The sequence below is a fragment of the Streptomyces recifensis genome, assembly GCF_002154615.1.
GTDB classification, from domain to species: domain Bacteria; phylum Actinomycetota; class Actinomycetes; order Streptomycetales; family Streptomycetaceae; genus Streptomyces; species Streptomyces griseoluteus.
Genome location: NZ_MUNH01000239.1, coordinates 1 through 17,995, shown reverse-complemented (window position 1 = coordinate 17,995; position 17,995 = coordinate 1). Strand labels below are relative to the sequence as shown.

Genomic DNA, 17,995 nt, shown 5'->3' with positions numbered 1-17,995 from the left:
CCGCCGCGGCGGGGGTTGTCGTGAGGAAGCTCACGCAGGCGGCCAACAGGACGAACAGGGCCGACGCGAGCGACACCACTCGTCGTGGGCCCGCCACCACGGTCCCGATTCTTCGCTTCCCCGTTCCCACCACGGCCCCCTCGCGCCTGCCGGAGCGGACGCGCGGACGTGGCAGGAAGCCTCCGTCGCACGGGAGGTCCCGGCAGCCGGAAGCTGGTCGCACCACGCCGCAGTCCACGACGGCGTCTGTTGCTGAAGAACACGCTCCAGGCATTCCGGCTCGCCCGGTGGTGCCGGGCCTACGGTTGCGGGTCAGCGCCGGAATTCGACCGGCTTCCCCTGGAACTCATTGCGTATCAGCCGGATTTGAACACGCTTCACAGCAACCGTCAAGGCTGCCTACAGGCCGGCCTGCGTGAGCGGTGGCGGCCCGGATGCGGGTCGGGTACCGTCCCGGTCTGCCGAGTGGGGGAACCCGGTGGGAGTCCGGGGCTGACGCGCAGCGGTGTGGGACGGCGGGGGCCGGCCCGAGCCCGAATGCCCAAGCGGTGAAGCACTGTTGGAAGCCGGTCCACGCGTTCCGGACGGCGGCCACGCCCGCTGCTCCGCAGAGGCCGCTTCCGGCCCGGCACCGGGTCCGGCCGGCGTCCTCCATCCAAGGAGCAGGCCATGCCCCGTTCACTGTCCCACCGCCGTACCGCCCTCACCGCGGCCGCCGCACTCGGCGCCTTCGCGCTCACTACACTGCCCGCGGCGGCGACCTCCACGCCGGCGCAGATCGCCACGTCGAAGACCAACGGCGTCGCCTACCTCAAGTCCCTTCAGGCGGCGGACGGTTCGTACGCCGGCTCCGGACTGTCCAACGAGTGGGCATTCAGCGCGCTCGCCTCGGCCGGGACCGCCGCGGTGGACGTGACGCCCGGCGGTGACACGAGCAAGAACGCGAGAACCGTCTACCGCAACCTGCTGTCCACCTCGGGCTGGCCGTCGTCGTCTCCCGTCGTCACCGACTACGAGCGTGCCACGCTGAACGCCTACGCCGCCGGCATCGACCCGGCACGGGTCTCCGCCTCCCGCAATTTGATCGCCGACATCTACGGCTACTGGCAGACCGCCGAACCCGGCTACATTGGCCCGTCCGCCAACTTCAACGGCACCGTCTTCGCGGCCCTCGCCCTGAACGGCGCGAAGACGCAGTCCGGGCAGGCCCGCATCCCGCAGGCGCTGCGCGACGCCGTGATCACCCGTCTGCGGGCCAACCAGCACAACGACGGCGGCTGGAACTACAGCAAGGCCGAGGGCAACCCCAGCCAGCTCTCCGCCGCGAGCGACGTCGACATGACCGGAGCGGCGATGGCCGCGCTGTGCGTGTCGGGCGTGCCGAACACCGACACCGACATCGTGCAGGCCAAGGCGTTCCTGAAGAGCAAGCTCGTGCCGAACAGCGGCGCGTTCAACGCCATGTTCGGCGTCAACACCGACTCCAACGGCTGGGCGGTGTCCGGCCTCAACGCCTGCGGCATCGACCCGCAGACCGGGGACTTCCGCACCTCCATGGGCAAGACACCGGTGGACTTCCTGATCGCGCAGCAGTTCAACCCGGGCGGCGGGTTCAAGTACCTCCCCTCCGACACCTCGCCGACGGCGTACTCCTCGATCGACGGTCTGCGGGCCGTGGCCGGCGGTGGCTTCACGGCCACCCCGCCAGTTCCCACCACGCCGGGTGCGCCGCAGTGGGTGAGCCAGTCCTCCCTCACCTCAGGTACGGCGACGAAGCTGGCGCTCACCGTGGACGACGGCGCGGGCAATCTGAAGGTGTGCTCCGTCGCCCTCACTCCGACCGGCTCGACGACCACGCTGGGCGCCGTCCTCGACGCGGCCACGAGCGGCGCGACGCCGTCCGGCTGCGTCACGAGTGTGACCCCGTCCTCCGGCACCGGCACCATCACGGCCGTCAACGGCAAGGCCAACAGCGGATCCAACACGTGGAAGGTCAGCATCGACGGCTCGTCGTTCACCTCCGCCACGCGGGGCGCGGTCGTCGGCGTCGGTGACACGATCGCCGTGCGCTGGGGCGCCTGACGGCAGCCCTGTCGGACGCGGCGGGACCTAGAGTCGGGGTATGCGCATCGTCTCCCTGCTGCCCGCCGCGACCGACATCGTCGCCGAGCTCGGGCTGTCGGACCAGCTGGTCGGCCGCACCCACGAGTGCGACTGGCCACCGCGCGAGGTGGCATCCGTACCCGTGGTGACCGGCGCGGACCTCGACCAGGACGCGCTGTCCAGCAGGGAGATCTCCGACGCCGTCGGCGGGTCGGCGCACTCGGGCTCGTCGCTGTACACGCTCGACACCGAGGCTCTCGCGGCCCTGCGCCCCGACGTGATCCTCACCCAGGACCTGTGCGCCGTGTGCGCCGTGTCGTACGAGAAGGTCAGCCGCACGGTGCGACTGATGGACGCCGACACCCGAGTCCTCAGCCTGGAGCCCCGCACCCTCGAGGACGTCCTGGATTGCCTGGTCACGGTGGGCGAGCTGCTCGGCGTACGGGAGCAGGCGGAGCGGAAGCGGGCGGCGCTGCTGGCCCGGCTGGACCGGGTCCGTAAGGCGGTTGCGGGACGTGCCCGACCACGGGTGGTGGCGATCGAATGGCTCGACCCGTTGTGGCCCGCCGGGCACTGGGTGCCCGAACAGATCACGGCCGCGGGCGGCGAACCTCTTCTCGCCGCGCCGGGCGAGCACACCAAGCCGATGACCTGGGAGGCGGTCCGCGCCGCACAGCCGGACGTGGTCCTGGTGCTGCCGTGCGGTTTCCCACCCGAACGCACCCTGCGGGAAGCCGCATTGCTCACCGGACTGCCGGGCTGGTCGGATCTGCCGGCCGTCCGGTCCGGCCGCGTATGGGTGCTGGACGGACCGTCCCACTTCAATCGACCGGGGCCACGGGTGGTGCGGGGGGCGGAGGTGCTCGCCCATGTCCTGCACAGCGTGCGGACCGGCGAGGAAGTCGCACCGGCCGAGGCACATCCGTTCCCCGGCCGGTGACGACAAGGAAGGATCAGAACGCCGTCCAGGTGAACGTCACCTTGTCACCGGCGTTCAGCTTGAACTGGCAGCCGCCCACCGGGGCGGAGGTGCCGTTGACCGAGATGTTCCAGTAGGCGCTGCCACCACCGCTGACGTTCTTGATGGCATCGACCGAGTAGTCGTCGAACGACGCGTACCAGGTGCCGTCCCAGGTGAAGTGCCGCTTGCGCGCCGCGTCGTCGAGAGCCGCCGTCGGCGTCGGCACGGCGGACGGGTTGGCGCCGCCGTTGGTACCGTCGCATCTGTGCGTGCCGCCCGTCGCGGTGGTGACCCCATGACCGCGGGTTCTGATCTTCCCCTTGAACAGCAGGCCGTCCGGTCCCTGCACAGTAAGTGTCACCCTGACGGGAGCGTTCGTGCTCGGCGTGCTGTCGGCGTGCGCGACCGGCGCGGAGGCGAGGGCGAGTCCGAGGACGGTTGAGGCGATCATAGTGCGACGTGCGGATGTACGGTGCAAGGCTCGAGCCTTCCTGATGAGGTGGCCCGCAGCCCATCACCGTGCGGACGGGAAGGCACCAGAGCCTGTGGTCCACGGCCGTGGTGTACGACGGCTGGACGGCACCGACCAGGGCGACCCGAACGAGGCTCTCGGCTTCGCGCTGCAGACCATGACAGTGGGAAGCAATTCAGGGCACGCGCCAGGTATCCCGACTCGCGGCCTCGCGGCCGCACACGGTTGCAGGTCAGCGCCGGACTCCCACCGGCTTCCCCCACGCACGCACCTATGCGGTTGTAATGCGCACAGCTCGCGCACCGACGCCGGTCGACGTTCTCGGGTCGTGCGCGAACTGCGCTCATCTTATGGTCAGTTGGAGATACTCAACCAGTTTTCTTGATACCGGTCTCACGAACAGCCGCAGTCGGGGAACCCCCGAGTTACGCACGATGCGGAAGGCTCAGGAGCCCACGGTGCGCCGCGGCGGCGTGAGGGTGTACAGGTCAAGGATGTCGGGCAACGGAGCTACCCCCGGACCACCGGCACGCACCCAGGTGACGATATCCTCGGTCGCGTCCGGATCGTTGACGAGCCCTAGCCAGACCGGTCGTGCGCCGGCGGCGCGTCCGGCGGCGGACGGCTGTACGACGATGACGTTGGCCTGGTCGCACACATCGAGGCAGTCGGAGATGCGCACGGGTACCTCCGCTCGCAGTCGCGCGGTCTGCGCCGCGTGATCGACTCCCGTCACCTTGGGGGTGCCGCAGCAGCAGTCGCGGCATACGACGACGCGGCAGGGCACCGGTTCGGCGCCCTGCCGAACCTCTGTCGCTGTCGTTTTCGTGGGCTTCTTGGGCATGGCGCCGCTCCCCTTTTCCGGGGAGATCCGCCCCGGGGTCGCTCGAGGAGGCGACCGCGTGAGTCTCCTGGCTCCCGGGTCGCGACACGCCCCGGCCCTTCTCACCCGCATCAGGGCGGTGGGGCTGCCAGGGCTCGCGCACCGGTCACAGTGGCGGGACCGCGCCGGATTCCCACCGGCTTCCTCGGACCGCCGTCGCCTTATGTCGCTGATCATCATCTCATCATGCGACGCTGGCCCCTCCTCTGGCCGCCACGCGGAACGGCTCCCGCGAGCGGTCCGGCCGCGGGAGCCTTCGTCGTGCGCCTGCCCCGTGAAAGGTGAGAAGACCGTCAAACGAGCGTCACACGCAGGAAGCGACCGGCCCACTCGATGGCTCAGGTGCAGCCCCACAGACCTGGGCGCCATCGGCACGGCAACCTCCTCCACCCGTTCATGGGTGCCCACCCCAGGCCAGCCTGTCGACGGCTGCCCCTCCCTGTAGGTGCCCGGACGGGCCGGTCGGCCAGGGAGGGGAAACCGGCCCGCCCGGGCGATCAGGGGCGCTGGTGTGTCACAGGCCCACGTCCCGGGAAAGCGCCGGGTGGACAGCCGGGGTCGGCGGACTGAGAACCCAGCCGAGGGGCATAAAACGGCAGGTGGGGCTGCCCGCGAAGACGAGGGACAGCCGCGGGCACCGGATGCCGCGCGCCCGACATCCGGCATTGGCGGGGGCGGTGGTGGATGTGGCCGCCACGCGCATGGGCCAAACTGTGAGCCCCGGCCCGATTCCGGCGGGCCGGGGCTCACAGTATGCGCTCGGTTACGGCTTAGTAGTCGTCGTGGTGGCGCTTGACGACACGGAAGCTCGCCACGACACCCTTGTCGATGTCGATGCCCTTGGTCCAGCCGGGCTTCACGCCGTAGCTGGAGCTGTGCGGGCCGACGGTGGCGATGGGAGCGCCGTTGTCGCAGACGGCCCCGCGGAAGACCTCGACGGCCTTGCGGCTCTCGTTGCGGACGTTCAGGGTCTTCGCACCCAGGCCGCTGACCACGGTGATGCAGTCACCGGGGTGCGTGGAGTAGGACCGCTCGTTGATCTGGATGCGGCCCTTGTAGTCGCCGCCACCGCCCTCGTTGTTGTCGTCGTCGTCGTCCCAGTCGTTGCCCTCGTTGCCCTTGCCCTCGTTGCCCTTGCTGTTGCTGTTGCTGTTGCCGCCCGGGTTGCCCTTGGCGGTCCCGCCCTGCCCGCTGCCGCCGGATGCGGCGGCGACGGCGGCGGGGGCCTCCTGGGGCGCCGCAGCAGGGGCGGCCGAGGCGTATGTGATCCCGGTCGCGGCCATGGCCGCGGCAGCCGACACGGCAGCGGTGATCACGGTGGAACGAAGCTTCATCTCACGATCTCCTGTCGCACAGAGAGGCGTCGGCCCGTCGGACCGGCTCGTGGATGAACTTACCTACAGCCGACATGACCGGCATATCGGAAGATCGGGACTCGACTCCAAACAGGGTATTTCTGAGCCACCACAATGAACTGACGATATATCAGAAAAAGCGGTTGAACAGCAGATTAACATGCTATTAGATCCTTTCAGGTGACATTTTGATACCTCCTCACTTGCGTATTTGCGGCGCGTCGTTGCGGGCCGGGTCCGTTGAGCGGTGGTATGGACGGTGTCGTGAGTGCCGCGCTGCGTGTGCAGGCGGTCGTCACCGGCGTGTGTGGTCGGCTCGGGGCCCCCAGCTGATGGGCTGCGCCATGCCTGGACGGGTCCACACACTGGCCCACAGCGACCCCGCTTGGTGCCCGAGCTGGCCGGTGGAGTGGCAGCGTGCCTTCCACCTCGTCCGGCTCCGCCTGGAGGCCGACCGACCGCTGCCGACCGAGCCCGGCGACGTCGTGCACCAGGGCGAGGATCTCGGGCGGTGGGTACGCTCGGTCCGGCTCGGCTGGGACAACCTGACAACCGTGCAACATCGGAGAAGCGGTTGCCGGCAGACGTGTCGTCAACAGCGCCGCCGCGCAGTGGTGTGGATGAAAATGCGGCGGTCCCGGCCAGCATGCTGGCCGGGACCGCCGAAAGGGTGTGATCGTGAAGGGCGGTCGCCTACGCGGCGAAAGGCTCTGCAGGGCTTCAGCCGAACGATCGTCCCTGCAGGCTGTAGATGAGGCCCGGGGACACTGTCCCCTTCACCATCACGCCCTGTTCAACCACAGCGACCCGGCGGGCATTCCCGGTACGGCAGGGTCCCGCGGCCCAGCACGGCTCGTGCGCGCCGCCTCCCGTCACGCGGCAGCCTTCATCCACCAGCCGGGCGACAACCACGAGAGCCGCCCCGGACGAAGGTCAGGTGCCGCATGATGTTCGGAGCGACCCCTCGATGCGATGGGTGGGTCAGTGCGGATGGAGGATGTCCTCCAGGCCGACTCGGGCCAGGAAGTCCCGGCGGATGCGGTCTGCGACCTCGCTGACTTCTTCGCTGCCGTCGTTCGCGGGATCCACGTGGACACGGAAGGGTCGCGAGCCGTGGGCGGTGTCCACGACGTTGACCACGGCCTCCGCGACCTGGGAGGCGTCGGCATCGGCGGGGGCCAGGGCCGCCAAGCGCTGGCTGACCTGCTCCACCAGGGCCGGATAACGCTCTTCGTACGCCTTGACGGTCCCCTCGTCGGCGGGGTGTCCGCCGGTGGCGAAGTGGTTGGTTCCGGTGGTGAAGGAGCCGGGGACCACGATGGTGGTCTCGATGTTGAACCGGGCCAGCTCACCGGCGTAGCTCACGGCGAGGGAGTCCATCGCGGCCTTGGCCGCGAAGTAGGGAGCCAGGTACGGCGGGGCGCCACCACGGGTACTGGTAGAGCCAATCCACAGCAGCAGTGCCTCGCCCTGCGCACGCAGCCGTGGGAGGGCGGCTCGGTTCACTCTCTGTGTGCCGAGCACGTTCGTGTCGTAGACCGCTGCGATCTCCTGCGGGGTGAACGCCTCTGTCGGGCCGGTCACCATGTGCCCGGCGTTGTGGACCACCACGTCCAGGCGGCCCGTCTCGGCGAACACGGTGTCGATCGCGGCATCGGCGCTTTCCTGTGAGAGTACGTCGAGTTCTACGGTGCGCAGGTCGGCGTTGTTGTCCGCGGCCCACTGCGCGGCGTCGGCGACCCGGCCGGCGTTGCGGCCCCGGGTGTCGCGCATCGCGGCGTAGACGGTGTGGCCCGCCTTGGCCAGAGCACGTGCGCTGAGCGCGCCGAAGCCGGAACCGGCGCCGGTGATGAGGATGGTCTTATTCATGACTTCTCCTGAGGGGAGTGGAAGGTCGACGAGTGCCGCAGAGGACCGAGGCCTCGTCCCGAGGTAAGTGATCGTGGGCTGACGGGCCGACCGGCTCTCAGTCCGCGGAATGGGCAACAGGCGCATCCGGCCGAGCCGATGGCCGACGGACCGTCAGGCGAAGGAGATGACCGACCGACCGGAGCTGCTCCCGGCCGCCATGGCGTCCAGCGCGGCGGGCACCTCGTCGAGACGGATGGTCGTGACCTCGGGCAGGATTCCGTGGGCGGCGGAGAAGGCGAGGGTGTCACGCAGGTCGTGCGGCGAACCGGACGGCGAGGCCATCACATGCAGCCGGTTGAGCACCATCGGCTGGATGGGCAGTTGCAGGGGCTCGGCGCCGTAGCCGCAGAACACGAGCGTTCCGTCAGGGGCGAGACCGCCCAGGGTGGCGGCACCGGCCGAGGTGGAGGGGGCCGCGTTCAGGATCACGTTGGCGCCGCCCTCCCACTGTTTGAGGGCTTGCGCTGGATCGGTGTCCTGCGTCGCCACGAACAGCTCGGCCCCGAGTTCCTCGGCTGCGTCGGCGCCGCTCCGGGAGCGGCCCACCACGACGACCCGGGCGCCCATGGCGACGGCGTAGCTGACGGCGAGAGCTCCGATGCCGCCGGCTCCGACGACCGCCACCCGAGAACCAGCCCTGACGCCACCCTGCCGCAGCCCGTTGAACGCGGTGATGCCTGCACACATCAGCGGGGCCGCGGCCACCGGGTCGAGGCCGGAGGGGAGCTCGGTGACGAATCCGGCCTTCAGGATCACGTACTCGGCGTAGCCGCCGTCCGCGACGACGCCGGTGATCCGCTTGGCGGGGCACAGGATCTGCTCGCCACGCACGCAGTAGTCGCAGTGGCCGCAGGAGTCGTAGAGGAACTGACCCCCGACGGCCGTGCCGACCGCGGGTGAGACGACTCCGGGGCCGGTGGCCTCCACCACGCCGGTGATCTCGTGGCCTGGGGTAACGGGGAAGCGGGCGAAGGGGTAGTGGCCTCGCAGGAGGTTGAGATCGGAGAAGCAGACCCCGCAGGCGGTCACCCGCACGAGCACTTCCCCGAAGCCGGGCTCGGGAACGTCACGCTGGATGAGGGACAGCGGCGCGTCAACCGCTGTCGCGATGGCTGAATGCACGATGGAACCTCCAGTGACTCGGGCTCTCACGGCCGGACCGGCCGCTTCTGTCACCGATGACTCTTCACTGCGAGTCAGCCGTCGCGGAGGCGTCAAATGACCGGCGGAGCGTCCGTGTCCTGTCGGCGGCAGGCTCCGTGGGTACCGTCGGTGCGCGAACGCCCACGTTCCGCTGCCGCCGACTGCTCGGGCACCAGCCGACCCGGTGCACCGCGCGCGGCCGGAAGGAGCTGAGCTCCGGCGCGCTCGGGTGAAGGATTGGCTGGCGGCACCGTGGCGAGAGCGACACCTGGCGCTGAGGCGACTGCAAGTGCACAAGGTCGTGGTACCCATACCGGCCGGGCCAGTCACATGACCGATGCGCCGCCGCGTGGATTCACGAAGCATGAATTCAAGGGCCCTGCACCCCCTCCACCGTACGACAGCGGGACGGAGCACCTTGACGGCCCGCGTTTTCATCACCGGTTCGACCGACGGCCTCGCTCTGGCGGCCGCTCGCCTGCCCATCCAGCAGGGCACGCCGTCACCGGGCACGCCACGAACGAGCGACGGGCGAAGCAGCTGCGCTAATGGCTTCCCGAAGCGGAGGCAGTGCTCGTGGGCGACCTCTCCAGCAGAAGGCAGATCGTCGAACTGGCCGAGCAGGCCAACTGTGGCTTCTGGCGACGCGTCCCAAGGGGATGCGCGTCATTCGCCTCGCCTCACGCTCGGCCGGCCCGCCATCACCGGCGAAGGCGACTCCAGCGCGGGCTGCTCAGGGTCAGCGAAATGAATCTACCCTCCGCAGGGCGTCTTCCGCCTCCCGCAGAGTTCTCGTGACAATCTCGCGCGCCGGGAGAATATCGTGGATGAGTCCGGCGGACTGGCCAGTGAACGGCATGTCTTCGTCCCCGCGCCCCTCAATGACTGCGTTCAACAGGCGCGACGACGCCTCAGCGGAATCGACAAGTTCCGGATTGTCGCGAAGCATGTCGACGAGCGGTGTTCGCAATGATCTGGGGACTCCGAAACCGTCCGGGCGGCTGAACGGTGGCATCACCCTGTCGCTGTTCACCACCTTGACCGCGTCAGTGCCGTCCGACTCGACAATTCTTTGCTTCCACGAATGAGAGACGTTCATTTCGTGGGAGGCAAGGAATCGAGTACCCATGACGACGCCCTGTGCGCCCAGGGTGAGGGCGGCAGCCAGGCCGCGTCCGTCCACGATGCCGCCGGCAGCAAGGACGGGGGTCTGGCCTGCCAGGTCGACGACTTGGGGTACGAGCACCATGGTGGCCACATCTCCGCTGTGGCCACCTGCCTCGCCACCCTGCGCAACGAGCACATCCGCTCCGGACTCCAGTGCCGAAGTGGCCTGACGGACATCTGAGACCTGTTGGATCCACAAGATACCCGCGTCGTGAGCTCGGGCGATCAGGTCTGCCGGGACAGCCAGGTGGAAAGAGACGGCTGCCGGACGCTCTTCCAGAGTGGCTGCGAATGCCTCTTCGTCGAAAGGGCGCATGGTGTGGTTTACGGCGAATGGCCGTGCAGTCAGTCCTCTCAGGCTGTTCCATTGCTCCCTGAGCTGGGGCAATGATCGCACGGCCGTGCCGAGGCTGCCCATACCCCCCGCCTCGCAGACCTCTGCTGCCAGCTGCACCTGATCCCACGGACCGAAAGGAGCACAGATGACGGGCACGCTGATCCCGAGAAGCTCACACACGGGTGTCCTCAACATGCATCGCATCGTAAAGCAGCCACAAGTCGTATCTGTCCCGGAAACGCAGGCGGGCGGGTCCCAGTCGGCTACTGAACGAAGCGTCGCGCGGCTGAAGGTCTGGCAGATCTTCCGCCGGGCCCGTTGCAGCTCCAACCGCCTGTCGTCAATCTCCGCCGCCGTCCTCACCCTGGAGCGTCAACACTGAAAACGCTCGGTTAACGGTATTACCGCAGACTAAGGGCTGTCCCACGGCCGACCCCTGCGCACCGCGTCCGCACCCTTCCGCCGTAGCACGGTCACCAGCTTGCCGAACAGGCGAGGGCTCAGCCCGGTGAACGACTGGAGGTCGCCATCGATCTCGTAGTGCGCTGCGGATACTCGCTGTAAAAGGCAAGCTGATGCCGGGGCGGCATGTCCCCTGCCAGCATGGTCACCTCCCCGGCACGGCACGCCAGCCGTGCCACCGGCGGACGGCGATCACGAGCGCCGGACCGGTCGGCGGTCGCTGCCGGTACGGCGCGTACTTCTCCCGCAACAGGGCGACGGCCGCCGGGTACTCGCCCTGGTCGCCGGGCGCCAGGACGCGGGCGTCACCGTCCGCGCGGACCCACCACAGCCGCTCCCAGTCCTCGTCGTACGCGTCGACGAGCAGGCAGACAGCCGGGTGGACCGCGATGTTGTCCAACCGTTTCAGCCGCTGCGACCTCTTCGGCTTCCAGTCGACGGCGGTGACGATCTCCTCGCCATGGGCCGCGAAGACGACGGGCACCAGATGCGGGCGCAGGCCCGCGTCCACCGTCGCCAGGCGCGCCACCCGTGCGGTCGTGAACCGGCGGCGCGCCTCGTCCTCGGCCATGTCCGGCACGGTCAGCTCCTGTTCAGCGGCAGCCGCGAGCTGTCACCGGTAGCTGGAAGTGGCCTCGGCCAGTTCGTCCAGGGTCCGCAGCGTCTTCTCCTCCGGCAGGGTCGGCAGATACAACAGGACGCGTTCGACGCCGAGTTCGGCATAGGTGTCGAGCGCCTTCCGGTCGTACCGGCCCGCGTACACCACGACGGACGGGCGGTCACCGGCCGTCCGCCGCATACGCGCGATGCGTTCACCCAGCTTCTCGAGCGGCGGCTCGCTCGGCATCCACGCCGCACCGTACGCGGCGACGCGTTCGAAAGCGCGCTCGCTGTCGCCCCCCACCCAGATGGGCGGATGCGGTTTCTGGACCGGCTTGGGCCAGGCGTAGACGGGATCGAAGTCGACGAAGTCGCCATGGAACTCGGCCTTCTCCTTGGTCCACAGCTCGATCATCGCGCGGATGCGTTCGTCCATGAGCCGCCCGCGGACCGCCGGATCCGTCCCATGGTTGCGCATCTCCTCGCGGTTCCAGCCCGCGCCGACCCCGAAAACGGCCCGGCCGCCGGAGATCAGATCGAGGGAGGCGACCTCCTTCGCGGTGTGGATCGGATCGCGCTGGACCACCAGGGCGATGCCGGTGCCCAGGAGCAGGTCACGGGTCACCGAGGCGGCCGCGGCGAGCGCCACGAAGGGGTCGAGCGTCCGGTAGTAGATCCGCGGGAGCTCACCGCCCCCCGGGTACGGGGACTCGCGCTTGACCGGAATGTGCGAGTGCTCGGCCAGCAGCAGGGAGTCGAACCCACGCTCCTCCAGGGCGGGTCCCAACGCCGTGGGGCCAATGCCTTCATCGGTGACAAATGTCGATACTCCGAACTTCATCCGCGACCACCTCGTCTCGTCAGCACACCTGCTGTCAGTGTGACGGGGCCGGTCGTTCCTCGTCGGGCATGACCTCCCGCGGCGTGGCGTGGCGTGGCGTCAACGGTGGGGGTGTTGTTGCCGAATCGGGCCTGTGCGGCGTCGTCGGCCGTGGGCGACTTGCCGTTGATGGCGGTTCCGGGTGTGGTCGATGGCCTTGTCGGGGTCGGCGACCAGGGCGGGGTTGACCCGCGCAGTGCGGCCAGCAGGTCGGTTCGGACCTGCCGGTGGGCGCGGCCGGCATGCCAGCGACAGTGAACGGGTCGGATGCCTTGGACGCGGTGGGCGAGGCCTTGGGCGCAGTGGCCGAGGGGGCCGGCTTCTGCTCCGGTCGTGTTCACCCGCTCTCCGGCCCGCCCGGCCCTCGGACACCCGGCTGGCCTAGGCGCCAAGGCTCCCCAGAACCGGAGATATGGAACAGGTACCCGTCTGACGCCGTCCCGGCCCCCGTCCCACCATCGTTGATCTCTGCTCCCAGTACGGTGGTGGCCGGCCTCGGTACCTTGGGACAACTTCTTGGAGTCACTCGCGCAGGCGGTGTCCTCGCCCCACCACGAGGAATCGCGGGCGGCGAAGGTGGCGTTGACCAGCCGCACCAGCGCCGCGCGCAGGTTGGTCCGGTTGACGAACAGGTGCCGTACCCGGCGCAGGACGGCCTCGCTCTCACTGTGCTTGCCGGTGACCGCGACCCGCTTGATGCCCATGTTCGTCCCCAGCGCGAACAGCATCAGCAGCAGCCGGCGCCGCAGCACCGCCTTCGGGACCGCCTCCCTGCTGGCGACCGAGGTGAACTCGGCGGTGAAGCCGGTGGGGAACTCGGCCTCCTTGAGGATGTCGATCAGGTCGATGGTGCCCCAGCGGCGTTCGATCTCCGCCTTCAGCGCGACGAGGTTCTCCGGCTCTTCCTGCTTGCCCAGCGGCGAGACCTTGATCCACGGCTCGCCGTGCCGGCGGACGATGTCCACCCCGCCCGTGGTGCCCAGGTCCAGCGCCCCAACGGCACACCCGGACCAACGACCGACTGATCCGAACGAAACTGCCCAGCTCCGGCGCTACAACCCGACTTTGAGGGCCCCGGGCGGGTTCAGGCGACCGCAGCGACTCCGACCCCGATGGCGATGAACAGCCAGCCGGTGGTCAGGTCCCAGCGGTGGCGGATCTTGGGGCGGGCCAGCAGGGTGCGGAGCCGTGCGGCGACGGCGACCAGGACGAACCAGAGGGCGACTCCGATCAGGACGTCGAGGATGCCGAGGAAGAAGATTTGCCGGGTCGTGGAACCGCCGCCGTTGACGAACTGGGGCAGGATGCTGAGGAAGAACAGGGCCGCCTTGGGGTTGAGCACGTTGGTGAGGAATCCCTGGGCGAAGCCAGAGCGCCATCGTGCGCCGGGCGACTGCGCCTCTCCTGCGGGGGCCGGTTCGGCCGTGTACGGGTCCTCGCCCGGGCGCTTCCTGCCGGCGGCGCGCTCCCGGGCGGCCCGCCGGGCGGCGAGCACGGCGCGTACCCCGAGGTGGACGAGGTACGCGGCGCCCAGGAACTTGATGGCGTCGTAGACGAGGGGTGATCGGGCGGCGATCACCGACAGGCCGATGGCGGCGGCGAGCATGTGCACGCACAGTCCGGCCTGGGCACCGAGCGCCGCCGCTCGCCCCTTCGACGGATGTTCGGCCGCCGAGCGGACCACCACCAGGAAGTCCGGCCCGGGGACGACGTAGGCCACCAGCACCACGCCGAGGAAGCCGATGAGGTCGACCGACATCCGTTCTCCGTTCGTTCGCCCCGTGCTCGGCTGCTCGGGGCCCTTACGCGTCTGGTCGGGCCGGGGTGGCGGGTCAGGCGACGAGGGCGCGGGCGCCAGCGACAGCGGCGACGGCCTCGTCGAGTATCGCCAGGCCCTGTTCCAAGTGGTCTACCGCCACGGTGAGCGGGGGCAGCAGTTTTGCCACCTCCTCCTGCGGGCCGGCGGTCTCCAGTAGGAGTCCCGCCCTGAAGGCGGCGTCGCACACCTCGCGGGCGGCGCCTGGACGGTCCATCGAAAGGCCCCACGCCAGGCCCCGCCCACAGGGACCGCGCAACCCGTCCGCTCGCCGAGCGCCGCGGTGCGGGCGGCGAGGGCTCCGTCGGACCGGTGCATCTCCAGGGCTCGAGCGGCGGTGTTGAAGGCCGGGTCGTAGCCCCGGAAGGTGCCGTTGTGCTCGCCGGGGCGCCACTGGTCGTACTCGGGGCGCATCAGCGTGAGAGCCATGGGCGTCCCGTACCCGCTGATGGACTTGGACAGGCAGATGAGGTCGGGGATGATTCCGGCCGTCTCGAAGGACAACAACCAGCCGGTACGCCCGCAGCCCATCTGGATGTCGTCGGCCACCAGCAGGGTGCCATGCGCGCGGGTCCATGAGGCGAGCGCCCTGAGCCAGGCCGGGCGGGCCGGGTTGGAGGCGGCGGGGAAGCCGGACCCCCTGATCGTGGGCGCGGCGCACACCCTGCTCGAGGCCGGCGAGGAACCCACGGACCTCTCACCCACCCCGCTGGCCGGCCCCACTCACGGCCCTGGGAACCACCCTGGGAACACCTCGCGGCCCTCGGCCTGACCGTCGCAGGACGCCGTCGCCGTCCGCGGGCAGGGCCAGGCGATGTGTCCGGCCGGCGTGGCGAGGCGCCGGCGTGTCGGCCGCGCGGCGGGACGGCGATTCCCGGTCTCCGGCCGGCCCTTGCCGCGACCGGGCGTTCACTATAGTGAGCCATTGATCCCGCGACGGTCGTGGCCCTTCCAGGGGGTGCGTGCACGGTGCTGCAAGTGGAGTTCGGCGAAGGGGCGTTGACCCGGTTACGCGTCGCCCGCGGAGCGGACCCGCTGTGGGACGCCGCGCTCAGCCTGCACCTGCTGCAGAACAGGCAGGAGTCACTGGTGTACGACGCGTGGCGGCGCGAGGTGCGTGCGGCCCTGCACCGCGAGCGGCTCACCGAGGACGTCCGGGCGCTGCTGCCGCTGTGTCCGGCCTCGGGCTACTTCCCCGATTTCCTCACGCCGAGCACGGGTGAGGCGAGTCTGGAGCACGGAGTCGACCGGGTGATGTCCACACCCCGGCGCAGACTCGTCACCGAACTCTCCCGGCTGTGCGCGGACTTGCGGGGCCCCGTGCCGCGCAGCGTGCGCTGGGTGGCCACCGGGGACCCGGCCGCCCTGGACTGGCTGGGCACCACCCTGCGGCGGTACCACGCTGTGGCGGTGTCGCCCTACCTCGGCGCGATCGGGGCGCGGGTGGCGGAGGACCGGGCGCGGCGTGCCGAGGCGGCGCTCGGCGGCGGCGCGGAGGGGCTGCTCGCCAGCTACACCGAACTCCCCGGCTGGCGGTGGCACGGTACGCGCCTCGCGGCCCCCTACCCCGAAGCCCGTCTGGTGCGGTTGCGCGGCCGCACGCTCACCGTGGTGCCGGGCTTCTTCTGCGTACGGGCTCCGCTGACGCTGGTGAACGACGCGTTGCCGCCGGTCCTGGTGTACCCGACGCCCCCGGACCCCGGCTGGCTGCCGCGGCTGCGCACCGGGGCGGGCACGCCGTCCGTGGCCCAGCTGATCGGCACCTCGCGTGCGCAGCTGCTGGAACTGCTCCAGAGGCCGATGACGACGACGGCGCTGGCCGCGGCGCTGCGGCTCGCGCCGTCGACCGCGAGCCGGCACGCGACGGTGCTACGGGAGGCGGGACTCGTCGTGACCCGCAGGGAGGGCAACCGGGTGCTGCACCGGCGCACCGCGCTGGGACGGGCGCTGCTGGAAGGAACGGCCCCCGCGCCGAGGGCGGCCCCCGAGCCGGTGGCGATCCCCGCACCGGGGACGGCCCCCGGGCCGGGTACGGCTCCCGCACGGGGAACGCTTCCCGGGCCGGGGGACATACCCCACGACGCGTCGCCGGATTCGCCGTAGGGTGCGGGCGGACGCGGGTGCGTCCACCCGCCGGGTCGGACTCAGCAGGTCGGGACGCCTGGGAGCCAGGCGTCGGGGACGTCGATGAAGATGTTGGAGATGTAGCCGCCGTAGTCGGGCAGGTAGGACCAGGCGTCGTTGCTGTAGCCGTCGTAGTTGACGAGCTGTCCGTGGACCTGGCACCTGACGCGCACGGTGGTCGGGCCGGGCAGCGTGGCCACGCGGGTGGACGTGGTGGTCGCCTGCTGACGGATGCTCACGTCCGTGCCCCACGTCGGGAAGGACCTGGTGTCGCCGCCGCCGTCGGTCCACAGGTAGGTGACGGTCACCCAGCCGTTGTTGCTCAGGCCGATGTTGTAGAAGGTGCCGTCGGCCAGGTCGATGCCGGCCGGGTTGGCGACCTGGCGGCCGAACTCGTCGCGTCCCCCGTTGTACCCGTTCTGGTAGGCGGCCTGCGCCTCGGGCACTCCCCGGGCGAGGTCCCTCCACTGCTCCCTCTGCGTGGAGGGGTTCCAGTAGTCGTCGTGCGTGTTCCAGGGGCCCACGTCCCACACGGGCGCGGTCTCGCAGCGCGCCGGCCCGCACACCTGCACCGAGTACTGGCCGCTGCCGTTGGGCGACAGGGCGCGCCGCGAGGGGAGGGCCACGAAGTGGTCATTGCTGCGTATGACGTGCCCGTTGGCGGTCGTGCCGCCGACCAGTCCCTCGCGGGTGGCGAAGACACGCGCCGAGAAGGCCGAGGCCGCCGCCAGCGGCCGGGCGGCGGCGGTTCCCCCGTCGTCCGCGCTCAGCGTCAGTTCCTCCACGGCCGGTGTGGTGCCGTCCTCGGCGGTCCACAGGGTCAGCCGGGCCTGCACGTCGTCGACGAGGCCGGGCAGTTCCGCCGGAGCGCCCGCCGTCGCCTGCCGCCACTCGGTCCACGCGCCGTCGGCAGCGCGGCCTCGCACGTCGACGACCACACTCGTCCCGCCGGGCACCGCGGCGTCGAGGTCCACGATGACCCGGTTCACCGGCCGGCTCACGTGGTGCGACTCCAGCACCGCCGAGGCGTAACCGCGGTCCTGGCCCAGCGACGCGGGGCTCAGCGAACCGTCGCGCACGCGCAGTGCGCCGTCGCTCCAGCGGACGTTGACGTCGTCGGAGCCGGGGTGGGAGAGGTCGGCCCGCCAGGAGACCGCGCCGGTGGCGGCGCGCGGCGCGTCGGCGGCGCCGGCGGCGGGGGCCGTACCGAGCGCCGTACCGGCCAGGGCGAGGAGGCAGAGCGTGCCGCGGAGCAGTCGGGATGCGCGACGCGGGGCGGGCCTCTTGCTCGGGGAAAGGGGGGTCAGCATGTCGGCACTCCCGGGAGCCAGGCGTCGGGGACGTCGATGAAGATGTTGGAGATGTAGCCGCCGTAGTCGGGCAGGTAGGACCAGGCGTCGTTGCTATGGCCGTCGTAGTTGACGAGCTGTCCGTGGACCTGGCACCTGACGCGCACGGTGGTCGGGCCGGGCAGCGTGGCCACGCGGGTGGACGTGGTGGTCGCCTGCTGACGGATGCTCACGTCCGTGCCCCAGGTGGGGAACGGCGTGGTGGTGCCGCCGCCGTCCCCGCGTACGAGGCTCATGTAGTACGACCAGTCCCAGTACGGGCCGGGGTCGGTGTGGTCGTTGCCGGGCACCTCGCTGTGGCCGACGATGTGCGTGCGGTCCCTGGGGATGCCGTACTTGTCGGTGAGGTAGCGGGTCAGCGCGGCCGAGGACCGGTACATGCTGTCGGTGAACCAGGACGGCGTGCTGATGTAACCCTCGTGCTCGATGCCC

General features: G+C 70.2%; 16 protein-coding genes, 3 pseudogenes and 3 riboswitches. Of the genes and pseudogenes, 5 read left to right on the top strand and 14 right to left on the bottom strand.

Annotated elements, in window-relative coordinates:
- Positions 1–251: 251 nt before the first annotated feature.
- Positions 252–385: riboswitch (cobalamin riboswitch) on the bottom strand.
- 284 nt (positions 386–669) lie between these two features.
- Complete coding sequence (locus tag CCN33_RS14565; protein WP_086694056.1) at positions 670–2,082, top strand: prenyltransferase/squalene oxidase repeat-containing protein; 1,413 nt, start codon at positions 670–672, stop codon at positions 2,080–2,082.
- 40 nt (positions 2,083–2,122) lie between these two features.
- Positions 2,123–3,043, top strand: a complete 921-nt coding sequence (locus CCN33_RS14560) for a cobalamin-binding protein (protein WP_086694055.1) — start codon at positions 2,123–2,125, stop codon at positions 3,041–3,043.
- Positions 3,044–3,056: 13 nt separating this feature from the next.
- Here CCN33_RS14560 and CCN33_RS14555 read toward each other — a convergent pair whose 3' ends face one another.
- From CCN33_RS14555 to CCN33_RS14525, 6 genes are all read right to left on the bottom strand, one after another.
- The gene (locus tag CCN33_RS14555; RefSeq protein ID WP_086694054.1) at positions 3,057–3,542 is read right to left on the bottom strand and encodes a DUF4430 domain-containing protein; all 486 of its coding nucleotides are present in this window, start codon (positions 3,540–3,542) and stop codon (positions 3,057–3,059) included.
- 163 nt (positions 3,543–3,705) lie between these two features.
- A riboswitch (cobalamin riboswitch) is annotated at positions 3,706–3,849 on the bottom strand.
- Positions 3,850–3,981: 132 nt separating this feature from the next.
- Positions 3,982–4,380 (bottom strand): hypothetical protein, encoded by a 399-nt coding sequence (locus CCN33_RS14550; RefSeq protein ID WP_086694053.1) that lies wholly within the window; start codon positions 4,378–4,380, stop codon positions 3,982–3,984.
- A gap of 61 nt (positions 4,381–4,441) precedes the next feature.
- Positions 4,442–4,565, bottom strand: a riboswitch (cobalamin riboswitch).
- A 624-nt stretch (positions 4,566–5,189) separates the two neighbouring features.
- Complete coding sequence (locus CCN33_RS14545) at positions 5,190–5,753, bottom strand: hypothetical protein (protein ID WP_086694052.1); 564 nt, start codon at positions 5,751–5,753, stop codon at positions 5,190–5,192.
- Positions 5,754–6,755: 1,002 nt separating this feature from the next.
- Positions 6,756–7,643 carry an SDR family oxidoreductase gene (locus tag CCN33_RS14535; RefSeq protein ID WP_086694051.1) on the bottom strand — a complete coding sequence of 296 codons (888 nt, stop codon included), beginning with the start codon at positions 7,641–7,643 and terminating at the stop codon, positions 6,756–6,758.
- Between the two features lie 153 nt (positions 7,644–7,796).
- Positions 7,797–8,807 carry an alcohol dehydrogenase catalytic domain-containing protein gene (locus CCN33_RS14530; RefSeq protein ID WP_086694050.1) on the bottom strand — a complete coding sequence of 337 codons (1,011 nt, stop codon included), beginning with the start codon at positions 8,805–8,807 and terminating at the stop codon, positions 7,797–7,799.
- Positions 8,808–9,567: 760 nt separating this feature from the next.
- Positions 9,568–10,527, bottom strand: a complete 960-nt coding sequence (locus tag CCN33_RS14525) for an NAD(P)H-dependent flavin oxidoreductase (RefSeq protein WP_086694049.1) — start codon at positions 10,525–10,527, stop codon at positions 9,568–9,570.
- A gap of 73 nt (positions 10,528–10,600) precedes the next feature.
- Between CCN33_RS14525 and CCN33_RS14520 the strand changes: the two are divergent.
- Positions 10,601–10,714: pseudogene (locus CCN33_RS14520) on the top strand (IS5/IS1182 family transposase); the annotation flags it as partial.
- A 225-nt stretch (positions 10,715–10,939) separates the two neighbouring features.
- Here the strand turns inward: CCN33_RS14520 and CCN33_RS14515 are convergent.
- The 6 genes and pseudogenes from CCN33_RS14515 to CCN33_RS33780 form a co-directional block, all read right to left on the bottom strand.
- Entirely contained in the window at positions 10,940–11,374 is a 435-nt protein-coding gene (locus tag CCN33_RS14515; RefSeq protein WP_244173809.1) for a TIGR03668 family PPOX class F420-dependent oxidoreductase, read from the bottom strand.
- Between the two features lie 33 nt (positions 11,375–11,407).
- Positions 11,408–12,235, bottom strand: a complete 828-nt coding sequence (locus tag CCN33_RS14510) for an LLM class F420-dependent oxidoreductase (RefSeq protein ID WP_086694048.1) — start codon at positions 12,233–12,235, stop codon at positions 11,408–11,410.
- Entirely contained in the window at positions 12,232–13,239 is a 1,008-nt protein-coding gene (locus CCN33_RS31120; protein ID WP_167387857.1) for a Tn3 family transposase, read from the bottom strand. The genes CCN33_RS14510 and CCN33_RS31120 overlap by 4 nt, the downstream gene beginning before the upstream one ends.
- A 119-nt stretch (positions 13,240–13,358) precedes the next feature.
- Complete coding sequence (locus CCN33_RS14500; protein ID WP_086694047.1) at positions 13,359–14,033, bottom strand: LysE family translocator; 675 nt, start codon at positions 14,031–14,033, stop codon at positions 13,359–13,361.
- Between the two features lie 73 nt (positions 14,034–14,106).
- Positions 14,107–14,307 (bottom strand): hypothetical protein, encoded by a 201-nt coding sequence (locus CCN33_RS33785; protein ID WP_167387856.1) that lies wholly within the window; start codon positions 14,305–14,307, stop codon positions 14,107–14,109.
- Between the two features lie 152 nt (positions 14,308–14,459).
- Positions 14,460–14,753 (bottom strand): annotated as a pseudogene (locus CCN33_RS33780) (aminotransferase class III-fold pyridoxal phosphate-dependent enzyme); the annotation flags it as partial.
- On the opposite strand from CCN33_RS33780, the pseudogene CCN33_RS31115 reads away from it, so the two are divergent.
- A pseudogene (locus tag CCN33_RS31115) lies at positions 14,710–14,862 on the top strand (polyphosphate kinase 2); the annotation flags it as partial. The pseudogenes CCN33_RS33780 and CCN33_RS31115 overlap by 44 nt on opposite strands.
- Before the next feature lie 197 nt (positions 14,863–15,059).
- A complete protein-coding gene (locus tag CCN33_RS14490) occupies positions 15,060–16,193 on the top strand; it encodes a helix-turn-helix domain-containing protein (RefSeq protein ID WP_086694046.1) in 1,134 nt (377 codons plus the stop codon).
- Between the two features lie 41 nt (positions 16,194–16,234).
- Here CCN33_RS14490 and CCN33_RS14485 read toward each other — a convergent pair whose 3' ends face one another.
- Together CCN33_RS14485 and CCN33_RS32975 are read right to left on the bottom strand one after the other, a co-directional pair.
- Complete coding sequence (locus CCN33_RS14485; protein ID WP_086694045.1) at positions 16,235–17,524, bottom strand: hypothetical protein; 1,290 nt, start codon at positions 17,522–17,524, stop codon at positions 16,235–16,237.
- The coding region (locus tag CCN33_RS32975; protein WP_244173808.1) for an N-acetylmuramoyl-L-alanine amidase at positions 17,518–17,995 on the bottom strand (478 nt) is incomplete at its 5' end. The genes CCN33_RS32975 and CCN33_RS14485, both read right to left, overlap by 7 nt.

Excerpts from the sequence above, each read along its gene's own strand:
- CCN33_RS14565 (WP_086694056.1), top strand. The coding sequence starts at position 670 with ATGCCCCGTTCACTGTCCCACCGCCGTACCGCCCTCACCGCGGCCGCC.
- CCN33_RS14560 (WP_086694055.1), top strand. The coding sequence starts at position 2,123 with ATGCGCATCGTCTCCCTGCTGCCCGCCGCGACCGACATCGTCGCCGAG.
- CCN33_RS14550 (WP_086694053.1), bottom strand. The coding sequence starts at position 4,380 with ATGCCCAAGAAGCCCACGAAAACGACAGCGACAGAGGTTCGGCAGGGC.
- CCN33_RS14545 (WP_086694052.1), bottom strand. The coding sequence starts at position 5,753 with ATGAAGCTTCGTTCCACCGTGATCACCGCTGCCGTGTCGGCTGCCGCG.
- CCN33_RS14535 (WP_086694051.1), bottom strand. The coding sequence starts at position 7,643 with ATGAATAAGACCATCCTCATCACCGGCGCCGGTTCCGGCTTCGGCGCG.
- CCN33_RS14525 (WP_086694049.1), bottom strand. The coding sequence starts at position 10,527 with ATGTTGAGGACACCCGTGTGTGAGCTTCTCGGGATCAGCGTGCCCGTC.
- CCN33_RS14510 (WP_086694048.1), bottom strand. The coding sequence starts at position 12,235 with ATGAAGTTCGGAGTATCGACATTTGTCACCGATGAAGGCATTGGCCCC.
- CCN33_RS14500 (WP_086694047.1), bottom strand. The coding sequence starts at position 14,033 with ATGTCGGTCGACCTCATCGGCTTCCTCGGCGTGGTGCTGGTGGCCTAC.
- CCN33_RS33785 (WP_167387856.1), bottom strand. The coding sequence starts at position 14,307 with ATGGACCGTCCAGGCGCCGCCCGCGAGGTGTGCGACGCCGCCTTCAGG.
- CCN33_RS14485 (WP_086694045.1), bottom strand. The coding sequence starts at position 17,524 with ATGCTGACCCCCCTTTCCCCGAGCAAGAGGCCCGCCCCGCGTCGCGCA.